This window comes from Deltaproteobacteria bacterium (genome assembly GCA_026388415.1).
GTDB lineage: Bacteria > Desulfobacterota > Syntrophia > Syntrophales > JACQWR01 > JAPLJV01.
In genome coordinates this window covers 26144-44634 of the sequence record JAPLJV010000029.1, presented here as the reverse complement: position 1 = coordinate 44634, position 18491 = coordinate 26144, and the positions used below count along the sequence as shown (strand labels likewise).

19 protein-coding genes are annotated in these 18491 nt (G+C 53.1%); 15 read left to right on the top strand and 4 right to left on the bottom strand.

All coding sequences use genetic code 11. The features are described 5' to 3' along the window. Positions 1 to 30: 30 nt before the first annotated feature. The 3 genes from NT140_06885 to NT140_06875 are packed head-to-tail and all read right to left on the bottom strand — an operon-like array spanning position 31 to position 2901. Positions 31 to 1248, bottom strand: a complete 1218-nt coding sequence (locus NT140_06885; GenBank protein ID MCX5831596.1) for an MFS transporter — start codon at positions 1246 to 1248, stop codon at positions 31 to 33. 34 nt (positions 1249 to 1282) lie between these two features. Beyond that, complete coding sequence (locus NT140_06880) at positions 1283 to 1579, bottom strand: hypothetical protein (protein MCX5831595.1); 297 nt, start codon at positions 1577 to 1579, stop codon at positions 1283 to 1285. Then, positions 1576 to 2901, bottom strand: a complete 1326-nt coding sequence (locus NT140_06875) for an amidase (GenBank protein MCX5831594.1) — start codon at positions 2899 to 2901, stop codon at positions 1576 to 1578. Before NT140_06875 ends, NT140_06880 begins: the two co-directional genes overlap by 4 nt. A 231-nt stretch (positions 2902 to 3132) precedes the next feature. Between NT140_06875 and NT140_06870 the strand changes: the two genes are divergently transcribed. From NT140_06870 to NT140_06845, 6 genes are all read left to right on the top strand, one after another. After that, complete coding sequence (locus tag NT140_06870; protein ID MCX5831593.1) at positions 3133 to 4320, top strand: twin-arginine translocation signal domain-containing protein; 1188 nt, start codon at positions 3133 to 3135, stop codon at positions 4318 to 4320. 80 nt (positions 4321 to 4400) lie between these two features. Next, a complete protein-coding gene (locus NT140_06865; protein MCX5831592.1) occupies positions 4401 to 5027 on the top strand; it encodes a TRAP transporter small permease subunit in 627 nt (208 codons plus the stop codon). Beyond that, complete coding sequence (locus NT140_06860) at positions 5024 to 7021, top strand: TRAP transporter large permease subunit (GenBank protein ID MCX5831591.1); 1998 nt, start codon at positions 5024 to 5026, stop codon at positions 7019 to 7021. Before NT140_06865 ends, NT140_06860 begins: the two co-directional genes overlap by 4 nt. A gap of 97 nt (positions 7022 to 7118) precedes the next feature. Beyond that, positions 7119 to 7289, top strand: coding sequence for a hypothetical protein (locus tag NT140_06855; protein ID MCX5831590.1), 171 nt, complete (start codon positions 7119 to 7121; stop codon positions 7287 to 7289). Positions 7290 to 7323: 34 nt separating this feature from the next. Next, entirely contained in the window at positions 7324 to 7533 is a 210-nt protein-coding gene (locus tag NT140_06850) for a hypothetical protein (GenBank protein MCX5831589.1), read from the top strand. A 23-nt stretch (positions 7534 to 7556) separates the two neighbouring features. Beyond that, entirely contained in the window at positions 7557 to 8825 is a 1269-nt protein-coding gene (locus NT140_06845; GenBank protein ID MCX5831588.1) for a CoA transferase, read from the top strand. Positions 8826 to 8912: 87 nt separating this feature from the next. On the opposite strand, the gene mscL is transcribed toward NT140_06845, so the two are convergent. After that, on the bottom strand, positions 8913 to 9350 hold the full coding sequence (gene mscL / locus NT140_06840; protein ID MCX5831587.1) for a large conductance mechanosensitive channel protein MscL: 438 nt from the start codon (positions 9348 to 9350) through the stop codon (positions 8913 to 8915). A gap of 684 nt (positions 9351 to 10034) precedes the next feature. Here mscL and typA point away from each other — a divergent pair. The 9 genes from typA to NT140_06795 all read left to right on the top strand — a co-directional run bounded on the left by typA (position 10035) and on the right by NT140_06795 (position 18436). Continuing rightward, positions 10035 to 11858, top strand: coding sequence for a translational GTPase TypA (gene typA, locus NT140_06835; protein ID MCX5831586.1), 1824 nt, complete (start codon positions 10035 to 10037; stop codon positions 11856 to 11858). Positions 11859 to 12045: 187 nt separating this feature from the next. After that, positions 12046 to 12618: a rubrerythrin family protein gene (locus NT140_06830; protein ID MCX5831585.1), complete on the top strand. Its 573-nt coding sequence runs from the start codon at positions 12046 to 12048 to the stop codon at positions 12616 to 12618. Positions 12619 to 12687: 69 nt separating this feature from the next. Beyond that, complete coding sequence (locus tag NT140_06825; protein ID MCX5831584.1) at positions 12688 to 13236, top strand: ferritin; 549 nt, start codon at positions 12688 to 12690, stop codon at positions 13234 to 13236. A 276-nt stretch (positions 13237 to 13512) separates the two neighbouring features. Further along, positions 13513 to 14628, top strand: coding sequence for a hypothetical protein (locus NT140_06820; protein ID MCX5831583.1), 1116 nt, complete (start codon positions 13513 to 13515; stop codon positions 14626 to 14628). A 254-nt stretch (positions 14629 to 14882) separates the two neighbouring features. Further along, positions 14883 to 15293 (top strand): hypothetical protein, encoded by a 411-nt coding sequence (locus NT140_06815; protein ID MCX5831582.1) that lies wholly within the window; start codon positions 14883 to 14885, stop codon positions 15291 to 15293. Positions 15294 to 15521: 228 nt separating this feature from the next. Further along, positions 15522 to 16184 carry a hypothetical protein gene (locus NT140_06810; GenBank protein ID MCX5831581.1) on the top strand — a complete coding sequence of 221 codons (663 nt, stop codon included), beginning with the start codon at positions 15522 to 15524 and terminating at the stop codon, positions 16182 to 16184. An 82-nt stretch (positions 16185 to 16266) separates the two neighbouring features. Further along, positions 16267 to 17175, top strand: a complete 909-nt coding sequence (locus NT140_06805) for a hypothetical protein (protein MCX5831580.1) — start codon at positions 16267 to 16269, stop codon at positions 17173 to 17175. A 231-nt stretch (positions 17176 to 17406) separates the two neighbouring features. Beyond that, entirely contained in the window at positions 17407 to 17955 is a 549-nt protein-coding gene (locus tag NT140_06800; protein ID MCX5831579.1) for a hypothetical protein, read from the top strand. A 109-nt stretch (positions 17956 to 18064) separates the two neighbouring features. Further along, a complete protein-coding gene (locus tag NT140_06795; protein MCX5831578.1) occupies positions 18065 to 18436 on the top strand; it encodes a hypothetical protein in 372 nt (123 codons plus the stop codon). Positions 18437 to 18491: the final 55 nt, after the last annotated feature.

Here is an 18491-nt window from a genome sequence, read left to right as displayed (position 1 = left end):
CTGTCAATTGACCTTTATTGTTGAGAAAGTCTATGTCTTTTTCTTCAGAATCAGAGAGCCCAGTGCGCCTGCAAGGGAGACTATTGCAGAAAGGATAAAGGCATTGGTGAAAGTACCCGTTGCATCCTTCATATATCCGCCTATTGCCGGCCCTAACGCCTGGCCTATCCCAAAAAAGAGGGTGATAAAGCCGAGGCCGGCCGGCGCCAGTCTGCCGCCTACCGCATCGCCGGAGGCCGCGGCCATAATTGTGGGTATTGAGAAAGCAGCGATACCGAATATTACGGCAGACACATAAAAACCCGTATAGTCCTTCCAGAAGGCCAAGATGAGGTAAGCGAGCATGAGGGTGAGATAGGCGACCATGGAACCGTATCTCCTCCCGATGACATCTGATATCCAGCCATAAATGACACCGCAGAAAATACTCAAGACGCCGAGTACGGCAAATATCCTGCCCGCGGCAACAGGAGCTACGCCCATTTCTTTCGTCAGGTAGGCGACAAAAAATGTGAGGTAAATGACATAGGAAAACCCGTACATGAAATAAACACACCCCAGCTTCCATATCTCCGGTTCTACAACTACATCTTTGAATGCCGAAAACAGGGTAACCTTTGGTCCGCCTTTCTGCGCCTCTTCTCCGCCGTAAATAGACAGGCCTTTTTCTGCCGGGTTATTTCTTAAAAACGCATAACAGACGAAGGCAAGAATAAATACGGTAATTCCCAGCAAAAACCACGCATATCTCCATCCTTCCTGCCCGAAGGCCGCTATGACAGGCGGGAGAACGATCCCGGAAAAAAAGAGTCCGGCTCCAATGCCGCCGGATACTATGCCGGTTGCTAGGCCTCTTTTTTCCATAACAAACCAGGCGGCAGGGAGCGCCATAATGGGAACATAACTCCCCCCATTTCCTGTTCCGGTGATGAGTCTCATAAAAAATGCGTAAAGGAAAGAATCGGCAAACCCGGTCAGAAAAAGGCTTACACCTATGACCAAAAGAGATATGAAGACAACTCTCCTTACCCCGAAACGGGCGGCAAGAAAACCTCCGATGATGGCGAGGCAGAGATACCCTATGAAGTTACCCGTGGCAATCGAGCCTAACTGTGTATAACTCAGCGCCAGACCATCCTTCATAGATGGCAATATTACAGAGTATGACATCCTCCCGAAGCCATGGGCGAGGATTGTCACAAGTGTCCCGGTAAAGGCAATAACCCACGCATAATGCAACTTTTTCATATATCCTCCGTTTCTTCTTCAATCTGACTGGCCGTCAAGCTTTCTTTTTGGGTGGTGCGATCCGGTGCAGATAGTCCCAGTGAGCATCTGTCGGACCTTCTCCCGTAATCCCCGCTTCAACCATCTTGGCAAGTCCCCTGATCTTCTCCTTAAAAAGAGGATGGAGGCACTCCGGCAAATGATGCTTCTTTGTCCGGTGGATCATCACGCACTCAAAACATTTGCCATGCCACTCGCATCGTGTCTGCACACAAGGGCAGGCGGTGTACTTGCCCGACTCCACCAGTTCGCGTGATTTTATAATTGCCTCAGCAAATTCCTCCGGTTTCATTGTTTTTCCTCCCAGGAAGGAAAGGAAAGCAACCCTTCACACCAATGGGCCGCAGACAAGACCTGGTCATCCTTCCCCTGCGGGCCCACGATCTGCAATCCCAGGGGCAATCCACGCGGACCAAAACCTGCCGGGATGGTAATGGCCGGGACGCCGCAGAGGCTCCAGATGGAGCAGAATGCGGGATTGCCCGTCTGTTCGAGCGTTGCCGGCGCCTCGCCAGTGGCGGCCGGCGTGATAGCGGCATCGTATTTGGCCAGGAAGCGCTCCAGTTCGTTTTGCAGGTTTTGGCGTATCTTCAGGGCCTGCAAATAGACCGCCGCCCCTACGTTCCTTCCTTCGGCAAGAAAATCCGTCAAGACTGGGCTGAGAAGAGGTGCCTGCTTGAGCTGCAGTTCTCCCAGGTTAAAGGCCGCCTCGGCCGCCATGATGGTTCTGATCGTCTGTTGGGCGAGGCTGAATATCTCGGGTAATTCCACTTCGTCCACCTGGGCGCCGCCCTTTCTTAATGTAGCGATATTATCCATGAAATGCTGCCGGGCATAATCCTCTGCCTGTTCCCATACCGGGGTTTTCACTGCCGCCAGGCGGGGAGGCGTGGAGCGGGCGCAAATTGCCGGCAATAATCCCGCGCTTTCACCGGCCAGGGAGGCCGACAGCCAGGCAGCATCCTCCACCTGACGGGTGAAGATGCCTGCCTGATCCAGGGTGTGGCTGAAGGTCAGGGCGCCCTCGATGGGAATGGCGCCCTGGGTCGGTTTAAAGCCGACAACCCCGCAAAAGGCGGCGGGCCGGATGACGGAACCGTTGGTTTGCGTACCCAGGGCGGCCGGGACAAAACCAGCCGCGACGGCGGCGGCGGAGCCGCTCGATGACCCGCCCGGCGTGTGCAGTGGATTCCAGGGATTACGGGTTTTTCCTGGGAAAAAGAAGGCGCATTCGGTGGTTACGGTCTTGCCCATAACGAAGGCTCCCTGTGTCTCAAGCCTTTCAATCACTCTGGCCGATCCTTTGGGAACGTGGCCCGCAAAGGCGGGAGAACCCATTTCCGTAGGCACGCCGGCGGTGGCGAAGATGTCTTTTACGCCTATGGGCAGGCCCTGGAGGGAGCCGGGTGCGCCACCGGCGTGCAGATAACTGTCGGAACGGCGGGCGGCCTGGAGCGCCTCCTCCGGCTTAAGCCAGGTCCAGGCCTGGATTTTTCCATCCAGCAGGGCGATCCGGTGCAGGAGCGACTGGGTGTACTCCTCGGAAGTAAATTGCCGGCTCTTGATCCCCCCCAAGGCTTCCATCAGGCTTAAGACAGGCTGTGATTTGTCCATGGCGTGTCCATTACATCATATCCAATACTTTTGCAATAATTACCGGTATTTTATTGCGGAAATATTCCTTGACAAAGTTATTTCATGGCTGGTAGTCTCAGGAACATTTTTATGGGGGGCGTTTAAGATTCACAGGACAGCAAATTTATTATTATTTGATGTTGGCATTAACGGTTAAGGTTTATTGGATTCGGACAGTCATTTTTTTCAATCACACATGGGAGGGCAATTATGACAACGAAAGAAACGAGCACGGACACCAAGAAGACAGGCGTATCACGCCGCAAATTCCTGACCGGGGCCGCCGTGGCAACGGCCGGGGCCGCAACGCTGGGTTTCCCGGCGATTCTCAAAGCGGAGGGGCCGATTACGATGCGCTGGCAGAGTACCTGGCCAACCAAGGACATCTTTCACGAGTACGCTCTGGACTTCGCCAAGAAGGTCAACGACATGACGGGTGGTGATCTCAAGATCGAGGTGCTGCCCGCAGGCTCCGTGGTGCCGGCCTTCGGCCTACTCGATGCCGTGTCCAAGGGGACGTTAGATGGCGGCCACGGCGTGATGGTTTACCATTACGGCAAACAGAATGCACTGGCCTTGTGGGGCTCGGGTCCCGGCTTCGGCATGGACGCCGACATGCTGCTGGCCTGGCACAAGTACGGTGGCGGCAAGGAACTGCTGGCGAAGCTCTACGCGTCCATCGGCGCGAACGTGGTATCGTTTCCCTACGGGCCGATGTTTACGCAGCCGCTCGGATGGTTCAAGAAACCCATCACCAAGGTTGAGGACCTGAAGGGCATGAAGTACCGCACCGTAGGGCTTTCCGTTGACGTGTTCAACGGCATGGGTGCATCGGTGAACGCGCTGCCCGGCGGCGAGATCGTGCCGGCGATGGACCGCGGCCTGCTGGAAGGGGCGGAGTTCAACAATGCCTCCTCCGACCGCCTGCTCGGCTTTCCCGACGTCTCCAAGGTCTGCATGCTCCAGAGCTACCACCAGAACGCGGAGGATTTCGAGATTCTGTTCAACAAGACCAAGTTCGATGGGCTGCCGGCCAAGATGAGGGCGCTCATCGAGGGCGCCGTCGAGGCGTCCTCGGCCGACATGAGATGGAAGTCCATAGACCGCTACTCGAAGGATTACATCGGTATGCAGACCCAGGACAAGGTCAAGTTCTACAAGACCCCCGACGCTATCCTGCAAGCGCAGCTCATCGCCTACGATAAGGTCACGGCGAAGAAGTCGGTTGATAACCCCATGTTCAAGGAGATCCTCGCATCGCAGTTTGCGTTCGCGAAGCGCACAGTAGCTTGGGATATGGATTACAACGTCAACCGGCGCATGGCCTATAACCATTACTTCGGCAAGAAAGCCGCTCCCGCAAAGGCCGCACCCGCAAAGGCAGAACCGAAGAAATAGTAACGGGTTTACGACATCAGTGACCGGCCATCCCGGCGCAGACAGCGCCCGGATGGCCCTTTTTCAGGACAGGATTCACTATGCAGAAAATACTGATCACCATTGACAAAATCAGCACGTTTGCGGGCCAGACGTTCTCCTGGCTGATCGTATCGCTCACCTTTCTGATCACCTACGAGGTGTTCGTCCGCTACGCTATGGACGCCCCCCATGCCTGGGCCTTCGATATGATGCTCCAGATGTACGGGACCCTGTTCATGATGGCGGGCGCCTACACCCTCTCGAAAAACGGCATGGTCCGCGGCGACGTCCTCTACGGTTTCTTCCCACCGCGTGTGCAGGCCGCCCTCGACCTGACGCTCTACATCCTCTTCTTCCTGCCGGGGATAACGGCGCTCTGCTGGGCCGGCTACACCTATGCCGGCGAGTCCTGGGCGATCTTCGAGCATTCGGGCATCACCGCCGACGGTCCCCCGCTCTACCACTTCAAGACGATCATCCCCGTTGCCGGGGCATTTATCCTCGTGCAGGGGATCGTCGAGATGGTCCGCTGTGTCTTGTGCCTTAAGGCCGGCCAGTGGCCCTCGCGCATCCACGACGTGGAGGAGGTGGACGTGGAGAAACTGAAGGCAACGGTGCATGTCACCGACGAGGATATCGCGAAGCTCGATGCGTACGTGACGCACGAGAAAGGGGGCGGCAAATGAAAAAGGAAGCTTGGTTTGGAATAGCTATCATGGCCCTGGTGCTGGTCGGGGTGCTCTGGTTCATGCCGCCGTTCGCCCAGTGGACCAACGGCCACCTCGGCCTCCTGATGCTGGCGATGATCGTAATTGCCATCATGCTCGGCTTTCCCACCGCCTTCACCCTCATGGGAATGGGATCAATGTTTGCTTTTTTCGCCTATTACAGCGAAAATCCGAGCACAGCAATGGGACACACGTACGATCTGGTGGCGCAGCGGGCCTACGCCGTCATGAACAACGACGTTCTTATCTCTATTCCGTTGTTCGTCTTCATGGGGTACCTCGTCGAACGGGCCAACCTGATCGGCCGGCTCTTCAAGAGCCTTCACCTGGCTACCTCCCGGATACCGGGATCGCTCGCCGTAGCGACGGTCATCACCTGCGCGATCTTCGCCACCGCCACGGGAATCATCGGGGCCTGCGTGACGCTGATGGGCCTCCTCGCCTTTCCGGCCATGCTCAAGGCCGGATACAGCGTGCGTCTCTCGGCCGGCGTCGTAACAGCCGGCGGAACCCTCGGCATCCTGATCCCACCGTCGGTTCTTTTGATCCTCTACGGCGCGACTGCAGGTGTATCGGTCGTCCAGCTTTACGCCGGGGCGTTTTTGCCCGGCTTCATGCTGACGGGTCTCTATCTCGGCTACATCATTATCTCCGCCAAGCTCAAACCAAGCATCGCCCCGCCTCTCTCCGAGGAGGACGCGTGCGTGTTCCTGCCCAAGTTCGCAGAGGTGATCTGCACGACGAAGAGCAACAACGTTCTGGTGGGGCTTATCAGTGCAATCAAGGGGAAGCGCAACGCCGACGTTCCGATGAAGACGCTTATTAATCATATGATTATCGCGATCCTTCCGGCGCTCGCCGCAGTGTTGATCATTCTGGTAGTCTACCTTTGGACGACGGCTCCTTCGCTGGTTGATACAGCAGGTCTCCAGGAGATGGGAGGGGAGACGCTATCAGCTATGGAACAGTCTGCCGATACGGGCAACCTCCAGCAGCCGCAAGCCAGTAGCCTACAGGAACCTCCGGCCGAAGGCGGCCTGCAAGAACCCCCAACGGAGGGCGGACTGCAGGAACCACCGGTAGAGTCCAACCAGGCAGTACAGGCTGTTGTCCCGGCGGAGACTCCGAAACCAGCTGTTGAGGTAAAACCTGCGGCACCGGCGGCGCAGCCGGCGGTACAGGTTGCCCCGCCTCGCAATCCCCCGCCATTGGTGTTCTGGATTACTTTCGGCATTATCGGGGCCGGGACGGTGATCTTCTATGTGATCTTCACCTTTGCCCGGCTCGAGATCTTCAAGATGCTTCTCGGATCGTTCTTCCCGCTGGCCCTGATCATTCTCGGGGTCCTCGGAACGATCGTCGTGGGGCTCGCCACCCCGACCGAAGCGGCGGCGATGGGATCCTTCGGCGGTTTCGTTCTGGCGGCGGCCTACAAGCAGCTCAATTTCACCGTCGTTAAGGAGTCGGTTTACCTCACCGCGAAGACCTCGGCCATGGTCTGCTGGCTCTTCATCGGTTCGAGCATCTTCGCGGCGGCCTTCGCGCTCTTAGGCGGGCAGGAGATCATCAACAACTGGGTGAAATCCATGGAAATGACGCCGACCCAGTTCATGCTGCTGGCGCAGGTGATCATCTTTCTCCTGGGATGGCCGCTGGAGTGGACCGAGATCATCGTCATCTTCATGCCGATCTTCATCCCGCTTTTGGCGCACTTCAACATTGATCCGCTTTTTTTCGGTTTGCTTGTGGCCCTGAACCTCCAGACGGCCTTCCTCTCGCCGCCGGTGGCAATGGCTGCATTTTACCTGAAGGGAGTGGCGCCGCCGCACGTGACGCTGAACCAGATCTTCATCGGGATGCTGCCGTTCATGGTAATCCAGTGTTTAGCCATATTATTGCTCTACCTTTTCCCGCAGATCGGTCTGTGGGTGCCGTCTCTGGTGTACAAATGATGATGCCGGCTTCATGTCGGGATTTCGTAGTGAGGTGAATGTAAGGGCGACGTATGCGTCGCCCCTGCGATTGTAGCCTGTGTCTGGAGGAAAAAAGATGCGACATTTTTTGACGGTGGTCGGCGCTGTTGCCGGTAATTTCATTCTGTGGGCGTTGGTAACCGTGCTGCCCGTTCATGTAATTATTATTTTTGGTCTCGTGGTTGCCGTGGGCTGTCTCATGCTCTACGTCATTGTGCGCTCCGGGCAAGTACCGGACAACAATTAGTCAACTTAAAGTTAGTCGTAATGAGGGGTTAACTATGTTGGAAAAACTGGGTGGGCTGGTTACCATAGTTGTTGCAGTTGCGGCGTTATGCCTGATCAGTATTTTTGAGCCACCGACATTCGTCCAGATTATCTGTGCGTTTGCCGGCAGCATTGTCTGTCTGATCGGTGTTGTGTTTCTCTTCTCGGAAGGGCAGATCTTGACAAAAGACTTCAAGGTCAAGAAGGCCCCCAAGGCCGGTTAGAGCCCAAAGCAAAGGAAAATACCGTGGTCAGATCAAAAGATGAACTGATCAAATTTATCGAGGGGCAGAGAAAACCTTGCCAGTATGAAGGGTTGCCGCTGGAAGGGAAAAGGGTTCTCGATTTTTCGACGGTAATCGCTGCGCCCTATACGGCGGCGCTCCTGGGTGATGCGGGTGCTGAGGTCATCAAGATTGAGAACCCCGACGACCCGGATGCCTTGCGTACTTGGGGCTTTATTGAAGCAAGCGGGATCGAGCCGTACTATTCGGTTATCGGCCGCAATAAGTTCCCCGTAACCATCAACCTGAAAAGTGCCGACGGGAAAAAGCTGTTCCGGGAGCTGGTTCGCAAATCCGATGTCCTCATCGAGAACATGCGCGTGGGGGTCATGGATCGGCTGGGCCTCGGCCATGAAATGCTCCTGCAGGAAAACCCCGGCCTCGTTATTGGCAAGGTTTCCGGTTACGGCATGACGGGACCGCATGCCACCCAGCCCGGTTTCGGCACGCTGGCCGAGGCCTTCAGCGGATTTTCGTATCTGAACGGCTACCCGGGCGGCAGTCCCACCAGCCCTCCGATGGCGCTGGCGGACTTTACGACGGGCGTCCACCTGGCATTTGCCGTTTCGCTGGCGCTTATCGCGGCCAAAAGAGGCGAGCGGGGTGGGCAGGTCATTGATGTGTCCCTGTATGAATCCCTGTTCGGCTACCTGGGCCCCGAGTTCCTGAGTTATACCCTGACCGGTGCGATTCCCGGGCCGATCGGCAATGAGCTGAGGGCCGCTGCGCCGAGAAACAATTACCAGACCAAAGAAGGCAAATGGATTGCCATGTCCTGTTCCGCCCAAAAACCCTGGGAAACGCTGGCCAAGGCGATGGGGCGGGCGGAGCTGATCAGCGACCCGCGTTTCAAGACGAATGTGGACCGGATCAAACCTGAAAATCGCCTCCAACTCAATACCATTATCCAGCAGTGGTATCTGACCATGACCAATGAAGAAGCTCTGACAATCTGCCGTCGCGAGGGCATTACGGCCGGCCCGATTCCGAATATGGAAGACATTGCCAAAGACGAGCATTACCGGGAAAGAAAGACCATCATTGAGATGGAAGATCCCGCCACCGGTATCATGCTCAAAATGCCCGATGTCACCTTCCGCATGCTGGGCCGTCCCGGAAAAATACGCTTCCCCGGTCTTCCCCACGGGTCGGCCAATGAAGTCATCTATCGAGATATTCTGGGGTATTCAGCCGAGCAAATCGCAAAATTCAAGTCGGAAGCAACCATCTGATGCCTGATCGTCTCGCCGATTGGCAAAGAATCAGAAAATCACCGAGGCGAACGTTAAGGCACCGCACTCATTCCACCGCAGGCAGACTTACCGGGGAAGAAGTTCTGACGTGCAGTGTGGGCAGCGGGTGGCCTTGAGAGCGATAGTGGTCAAGCAGAAGGGACACTCGCGTGTGTTGGGGGCAGGAGGCGGCGGCTGACGCTGCAGGCGGTTTACCTGCTTGACCATGAGAAACACGGCAAAGCCAACTATCAGGAAATCAATCGTCGTGTTAAGAAAAAGACCGTAGTTCAAGGTTGCCGCACCTGCCTTTTTGGCTTCTGCCAGTGACTCGAACGTTTTACCAGACATGTTGATGAAAAGATTGCTAAAATCTACCTTACCGAGCAGGAGGCCAATGGGGGGCATAAGTACATCACTAACAAACGATGTGACCACCTTACCAAAGGCTGCACCAATGATGATGCCCACTGCCATGTCAAGCACATTTCCCTTCATGACAAACTCTTTAAATTCCTTAATCATACGCCACCTCCTTTTCTGTGATTTTTTATATGAAAATCCCCCCATCCCCCCCTTTATCAAAGGGGGGTTAAGGGGGGATTTTCATGTTTCGTTGTGCCTGCACCGAACATGGGTGTTAATAGGAATTCACCTGCTTTTTTTGAATGGCCGCCCGACAATAATTTTATATGTGATTTTATCACATGCCACCCATCATGAAACAATCAAATATTTCGTCCATATATCCGATGGCCCCGGCACCTCACACTGCCTGCCGCGGTATCATAATGAGCATGGAGAAAGCAATATCCACTATTTCCGATTGAAGCAAGCATTTTCTTCAAGGTTGACGTTTTGAGGGAGAAGGTGGCATTCTTGGGGGAGGATCGGGGGCAAGGACAACTTCCTGCAAAAAATCTGAATTTGTCCGCATTACCGGGGTTGTCCTGGTTCAGTAAAACTCAGTAACATCCAAAAAATAGAGAGATTATTGACGGACACGAAGGAGCCGGGAAAATCCGGATAAGAAATCGGTCGTAAACGTTGGTTGACCGCGACTGATATTTGTGATAAGGACAAACGACTCAGATGGTCATAATATTCAACCTCACCCCGATAAACGGAACTGGTAATGACGATCCCCCCTCCGCCCTTTACTAACTATAGGGGGGAGGGGATTTTATTTGAAAGGCAGGCAGAAAGCACATGCGTAAGGAAAAGATCAGGAATATCGCCATTATTTCACACGTTGACCACGGCAAGACAACGCTCGTGGACGGCATGCTTAGACAGACCGGTACCTTCAACGACCATCAGGTGATAGAGGACCGCGTCATGGATTCGATGGATCTGGAAAAAGAGCGCGGCATTACGATCATGGCCAAGAATACGGCCATCCGCTACGGAGATATTAAAATCAATATCGTAGACACGCCGGGCCACGCCGATTTTGGCGGGGAAGTGGAACGCAGCCTGAATATGGTGGACGGAGCGATCCTGCTCGTTGATGCCAGCGAAGGCCCCCTGCCGCAGACGCGTTTCGTCCTCAAAAAGGCTCTGGCCAGGAAGATGCCCGTCATCCTCGTCATTAACAAGATTGACCGCGGCGATGCCCGGATCGAGGAGGTGATCAACGAGGTTTACGATCTCTTCATTGATCTCGACGCCACTGAGCAGCAGATCGAATTCCCCATCCTCTACACGAATGCCAAGCTGGGTGTGGCCCACCGGACGCAGGGCGATGATTCCACTGATCTGCGGCCGCTCTTCGACACCATTCTTACGGAGATTCCTGGCGCGGAAGGCGCCGACGACGCCCTGCCGCAGTTTCTCGTCACGAACCTCGATTACGATTCCTATGTGGGTCAGATCGCCATCGGCCGCCTGATGAACGGCATCCTGGAAATGAACAAATCTTACAGCCTCTGCGGCGAAAAGACCGTCACAACGGGGGTGAGGTTTTCGGCCCTCTACACCTTTGTAGGGCTCAAGAAGGTTGCTGTGGAGAAGGTCGAGGCGGGAGATATCGTCGCCTTTGCCGGGCTGAGCAACCTGAACATTGGTGATACGATCTCCGACCTTCTTGATCCCCAGCCCCTGCCGCGGATCAAGGTTGACGAACCGACGGTCTCGATGATCTTCTACGTCAACAACGGCCCCTTTGCCGGCCGGGAAGGCAAGTACCTCACCTCCCGCCATATTCGGGAACGGCTGGAGCGGGAAATCCTGCGGAACGTGGCCCTCCGGGTGAAACCGACCGACCGGGCCGATGCCTTTGAGGTCTGCGGACGCGGGGAGCTGCAGATGGCGATCCTTATCGAAACGATGCGCCGGGAGGGCTATGAATTCCTGGTCTCCCGGCCCCGGGTGATCACGAAGGAAGAGGGCGACAAGGTCATGGAGCCGGTGGAACGTCTCTTTCTGGATATACCGGAGGCGTACGTGGGGATTCTCACAGAAAAACTCGCCGTGCGCAAAGGGCGGATGGCTAACCTGATCAACAAGGGAAGCGGCCGGATCAATATGGACTTTATCATCCCGGCGCGCGGCCTCATCGGCTTTCGGAGCCACTTCCTGACGGACACGAAAGGCGCCGGGGTGATGAATACACTGTTCGAGGGCTACGAGCCATGGTTCGGCCCGATTCCGCAGCGGGTCACAGGCGCCTTGGTGGCGGATCGGAACGGCAAGGTTACCGCCTATGCCAGCCATGCGATGGCGGACCGCGGGGAGCTCATGGTGGCGCCCGGAACGGAAGTTTACGGCGGCATGGTCGTCGGAGAACGTAACCGCTCCACTGATCTGAACGTCAATATCGTCAAGGAGAAAAAACTAACTAATATGCGGGCTTCCACCTCCGATGCCACGGTGATTCTCCGTCCACACCGGGTCCTGTCCCTGGACCAGTACATAGAATTCATCGCCGAGGACGAACTCGTCGAGGTAACCCCGGGCAGCCTCCGCCTGCGCAAGAAGGATCTGGACGCCAATGTCCGCATGGCCACCTACCGGGAAGGAAAGTACGCATAAGCTCTGCTGGCCCCGATATTCAATTTGACATCTCAACGGGTATCCGGTAATCTCCAACAAAGTTAATGAGTCTCTTAGCAGATACCACCCATATCGCTTTCCAACCGGCGCCATTTATCAAATTAGAGGGAGCCAGATGAACGACCAAAAATGAGATTTACCCCCAGACAACGAAAGGAGAGAAAAAATGAAATTCAAGGGAAGCAAGACGGAGAAAAATCTTTTGGCCGCTTTTGCCGGTGAATCACAGGCCAGAAATCGTTACACCTATGCTGCCGGCGCAGCCAGGAAAGAGGGTTATGAGCAGATTGCCGCTGTCTTTCAGGAAACAGCCGACAATGAGAAAGAACACGCGAAGCTTTTCTTTAGTTTGCTGGAAGGCGGAGAAGTAGAAATTCTTGCTTCCTATCCGGCCGGTGTTATCGGGAACACGGCGGCCAATTTGCGGGCGGCCGCCGACGGGGAAAAGTTTGAATGGTCAACACTTTACAAGGGTTTTGCAAAGATAGCCAAGGAGGAAGGTTTTACCCAGGCGTATAACACTTTTACGCAGGTGGCGAAGGTGGAAAAATATCATGAGGCCCGGTATGCGGCGCTTCTGAAGAATGTGCAGGGTGGCAAAGTCTTCAAAAAAGATGCGTCCGTAAAGTGGCACTGCCGCAATTGCGGTTATGTTGTGGAAGGGAAAGCTGCACCGGAGCAATGTCCGGCCTGCAAACACCCCCAGGCACATTTTGAAGAGCTGGCGGAAAACTATTAATCGTGGCTGATTTCCGGGAGGATGCCTCTGTCAGGGCCGCCTCCCGCGATGCCGGAAAGGAAAAAGACAATGCTAAGCAAGACCATGGAAGACAGTTTGAATGAGCAAATAAATCGTGAAATGTACTCGGCCTATCTTTACATGTCCATGTCGGCATACGCCACCCATGAGGGCCTCAAGGGCTTCGCCAACTGGTTTATGGTTCAGTATCATGAAGAGATGCTGCATGCCATGCGGTTCTACGAATTCATTAATCACCGCGGCGGCAGCGTAGCTTTAAAGACGATATCCCAGCCCCCGGCAACCTTTGCATCGCCCCTCGAGATGTTCCAGAAAACCCTGGAGCATGAGCAGTACATCACCAAATCCATCAATGACTGGATGGATCAGGCGATAGCCGAGAAGGACCATGCCACGCAGATTTTCCTGCAATGGTACGTCACCGAACAGGTGGAAGAAGAAAGCAATGATCAGGAAATTCTCGCCCAATTAAAGCTTATCGGCGCCGATGCCCAGGGCCTCATGCTTCTGGACAAGGACCTCGCGGCCAGAATAACAACCGTTCCCACGGAATTCAGCAAAGGTGTAGAGGCGGCAATGAAAGGCGCTGGTATTTAATTATTAAAATCGGTAAACCCCCGGCTCTGCCGGGGGACTCCCGGAGTTTGACAGTTCCGGGAATATGTTTTTAAACTTACTTCGACCGTTCAGATAGAGTGCCATCGTCATGAAGAATACCTTTCAGAATATATCAACTATCCGAAATACGGGTGCCTGGCTTTTAAACGATTGCGGTCAGGCCCCTTTGAGGGGCCAGCAATCGTAATACCTCCGGCTCTGCCGGAGGATACTTATTGTTAGCCTAAGCAACATTACATCTTTTTGGAGGAGTTAATGGCGCACGAACTTTCAATTATGAAACAATATGACGCCCAGCATACGCTTTATAGTGACTTCTGCGAGCGCGTCCATGTGTTGCTCGAACAGTTACTAAAAAGTAGGGCCATTTCGGTTCATTCAATAACGGCAAGGATGAAGACGAGAGAAAGCTGTATCAAAAAGGTAGCGAAAAAGGGCGCTTCATATAGCACCATCGGCGATGTGACCGACATTGCCGGTATAAGAGTTATCGCCTATTTCTCCGACCAAGTTGATGAAATTGCCAGAATGATCAAAGACGAGTTTGACCTTGACCCCAAAAATTCTATCGATAAACGCGCGATATTGGACCCGGACCGCTTTGGTTATCTATCACTACACTATGTTATATCATTGTCAGCAGCACGATGCGCATTTTCTGAGTACACCGTTTTTACTGGATTGAAGGCCGAAATCCAGATAAGGTCTATTCTTCAACACGCTTGGGCAGAGATCGAACACGATTTGGGGTACAAGACCTCAGGAGAAGTTCCGCGGACAGCAAGACGACAGTTCGCGAGGTTAGCAGGGCTTCTGGAACTCGCCGATGACGAGTTCGTTAAGATACGCAGTGACCTCGACGCATATAGTCGTGAAGTTTCCGTCAAAATAGTCCAACAGCCCAAAGATGTATCCCTTGATCGAATATCCCTCATTGATTTTGCTAGAGCGGATTCTCTAGTTCGTAGCTTGGACTCGGCAATAGCGGCGAATCTTGGTCACTCGGTACAGCTTAACGAAGATTCGATTGCAGGGAACGTCGAAAAATTACATTATTTCGGACTCCAGACAATTGAAGACCTCAAATCACTCCTCGCGCAGCATCAGCATAAAATTATTCGTCTTAGCGAGCATTGGGCGCCAGATGAGAAACCAGCAATTGAAAGGGGTACTATTTCTGAAGGGATATCCTTCTTCTATCTTTGCCATCTTCTGGCTGGAGCCTCTCAGAGCATGGCGAAGATTGTCAGCTACTTGGAGAAGTTCAAGATCGGCAATGATGAAGATTTTGATGACGAAGGTAGAGAAGAAATTGCCCGTGATTTGATCGAGTTCATGAAAGATGACTTGGGTGATTCAATAAATGGCTAACAAAAGCAATACAGCCGATCGCTACGCTCCGGATGGAAATAGGGGACACCATACTTAATTATTGTGAATGAGATCAAAGACTCTGAATTAAGTGAGGTGTCCCCCGAATTCTGAAGGCATAACAACCGCATCAACTCGGACTGGCAATTCCGCTGCGCTCCATTGCCAGCCGGTTATGCGGAGCTAAGCTGCGGGAACTTCCAGTTCCCGCAGCTTAGCTCCGCCGTTATCTTCAACGGATAAAAGGAGGCAGAATGAAAATATCGACCGATGATATTCGCCAATTACCGCGCTTTCCACAATGGAAGCTCTATTTCAAAATCTTTCCCGCGTGTGTACACGTGAATCACAGATGGCCCATTGCGGAAGGGGTACGTGTATCCTATGCAATTATCGCACGGGCCTCAGATCATTCTGAAGGGACTATATCCATCACTTTCCTGGACGATCCGTCCAAGAAAGTGCGACACTTCTTACACGATTGGCAGGAAGGTGTTTGGGAAGCGGGCACAGGCAAGCAACAGCCTATGAAAGATTTGCTTGCAAGCGTTGCATTCAGAGACGAGAACGCTATAGAACCAGACTTAAACGTGTTTCTAAAATTCCCGACAGACTGCGACATAGACTCAGAAACTCCAAGTTTTAGGGTAGTGTACTATGAGTGAAAATACTACTAAATAACAAGCACATGCAGCCGATCGCTGGGCGCTGCCCAGCTCCGGCTGATGTTTCCGTTGAGCCTGTAGGAAAAGGGGTAAAACTTGTTATTTGGGCATTTCCCCGGCTTATAAGTATCTGATTTTATTAAGCGGGATTTTTCACAAAATAGTCAAATCAGACTTTTCCTACAGGCTCTTTAGGTGGAAAGCAACGCTAAATTACCGGAGAACAATATGAGGGACGAATTTCCGACAACAATCAAGGAAGAGTTGGCGAAGCGAGTTGGTTTTCTTTGCTCAAATCCCGGTTGTCGGCAACCGACAAGCGGGCCGAAGAGCGAGCCTTCTGGGAGCGTCAACATTGGTGTAGCTGCTCACATCACTGCGGCTTCTCCTGGTGGTCCACGATTCGACGATATGCTCACAAGCACAGAGCGGCAATCCGCGTCGAATGGTATTTGGCTTTGCCAATCGTGCGCGAAGCTAATCGACAGCGATCTTTCCAAGTACACGCAGGGTAAGTTAATTGAGTGGAAGCAAGACGCTGAAAAGGCAGCAGAGCGAGCTCTTGAAAAGAGACGCTCGCCATACACTGAGTCCGAGGGAGTGTTTCTTGAGGCAGAGCGACTCATGCCAGAACTCATCGCTGAGATGCGAGAAGATGTTCGTGGGGACGGTTCGGAGCTTATTCGCGAATTGGTTATCCAACCAAGTAGAAGCGTGATCTTCAACTCCGAGAAGCCACGGTTTTTCTACGTCGAGAAGGAGCATGAAAACCTTCAACTAAAAATAGACTGGCTTGATGAGATGGGTCTACTTATTGATATTACAGTCGGGAACGCACCAATCTACCGGATGGTGCCAGAGTTTATCCGGTGGCTGCGGGGCACCACCTAACCTCGCCGCCGCAAGGGACGCGCCAAAAGCCGCGCACCCCTGAGCAGCACGTTGTGCATGAAGATCGGAAAGGTGAATAGACATGAACTATAGAGAGGAACAGCGACAACGCGCGGTTGAGATCAGAGATACCTTGTTCAAAGATCCCGGAACTGGTTTATTCTTCGGCAAACAACGCGATTTTGTGCTCAAGGACCCATCGCTGAATCTCTGGGCTGGTATAAGGGATGACGCGAAGCATTACTTTTCAACCAACCGTATCCCCTGGTGGAAGGGAACAGGCTCTGATCCCACTGGTCACCTGCTTTCCTCTCAAGTCGCATGTCTCAACCATTTGTATTTCCTGCGACAAAGAAAAGACATCGCAACGACAGTACTAAAAGCGATTGACCCAACAATTCAAGAAGCGATGCCTGTCGATACCGGATATGTTGAGTTTGAGTATATCGGAACGCGTCAATACCTAAAGGAAAGAGCATTCACCAGAGGCGCCAACTGTACATCTGTTGATGCGGTTATGCTTGGATCAACCGCTGACAAGAAACGAGTGCTCTTTCTGTTGGAATGGAAATACACTGAGTATTATGCAATAGAAGACCTTTACATTCTCCGGCGAGCTGGTGTCTACGATCCACTGATTACAAGCACGGAGGGACCATTTGTTCCTAACTTGGACCCTCGATCACTCTACTTTGAGCCCTTTTACCAGATGATGAGGCAGACCCTTCTTGCCTGGCAATTTGAGAAGCACAGAGAACTGGACTGTAGTCGGTGTGTGAATGTTCATATCATACCCAAACAAAATAAGGACCTCAAAGAGACCATCACAACACCAGGTCTCAGCGGTCGGAACATTCACGACGCATGGCAGAAAATACTGAAGACGCCGGCGAAGTACATTTCATGCGACCCATGCGAAATGCTGAAGGATGCCCGCAACATCCCAGATACGAAATCATGGCTGGCATATTTGAAAGCAAGGTACTGGTGAAAGAATCGCACAACAAGCTGCTCAAGCCGATCGCAGCCCGCGGAGCTGCTCCGGCTTAGCTTTTCGTTGGGTGCATAGAAACAGCCAATCAGGTGTGCTAATGGAGGTGGAATGAACCCGTCCTACACTAAGAGTCTGTTGGGGCAAATTGACGCTGTGCTCAAAGCCGCAGAGGAACTTGGATTTAACGAAATGGAACCGAGCCTGTCTCCGCGCCGCATGCAGCAACTTATGGCAATGTGCCAAGCCGTTATCTCTCGGATTGATCCTATAGACTCAACTCATGCCAGAATAGCAGAACAAATTCTTTCGGGATCCTATGCCGAAGAGTATGCACTCGAACGTCTCCTTGGTGTAGTGGAATCCCTCCGCGTTAGCATCGCTTCAGGTTATCTGCAGAACGTCAGCGAGCTGATTCATGGCGAGATATTTGACGACTTCATCGAAATGGCTGACCACCTTCTTGATGAGGGCTACAAAGACCCGTCAGCAGTAGTCGCTGGTAGCGCCCTTGAGTCTCACTTAAGGAATCTTTGCACTAAGAGCGGTATTGACGCAACTATTCGTTCTGGCGCTGTCGAAAGGCCCAAGAAGGCAGAACAAATGAATAGTGACCTGTGCGCGGCTGGCGTGTATGGCAAGCTCGACCAGAAGAATGTTACCGCATGGCTCGATTTGAGGAATAAAGCTGCGCATGGCCAATACGCGAGCTGCACCAAGGAGCAGGTAAATCTAATGCATATGGGCGTCAGAGACTTTATAGGGAGGTGCCCGGCGTGACTCGCTGGCACTGAGAAGAGGCACCCAACATAGCGCTGCACAGCGGACTGGCTTCAGCTTCGCTTCCGCCAGCCGGTGAGCGCCCCGTTATATTCAAAAAGAGGAAAACATGGATAAGCGAGAAGTTCCAGAAGAAGTGTCAAAGCTGGTTAAGGCTTGGTATGGATATTTTCACAAATGGTGGGTTGTTCATTACTTGCTCGGTGTAGGCGGAACAATGTCTGCGATTTCTGTCGCATCGAATCCCAAGATATTACAAACAGTCCCATACGCTATCGATAGTCTGGCATGGCTGTCAGCCTTATGTATAGCACTATTAACTTTCCTAATGCCTTCTCGTAGAGCCAAGGCTTACAAAATGGCATGGCGTACCCTTCTAGACGCTGTAAACAGGTATGAACATGACGCCTCGTACACGATTCAAAGCCTGTTTGATGCCGTCGGGGTTGGGGAAGATTATATTGAGAAAACAGATCCATGAATATAACCAGCGCATCCAGGCGGACGCAGGCTGTTGCCCGCGCCGCTGATGCATT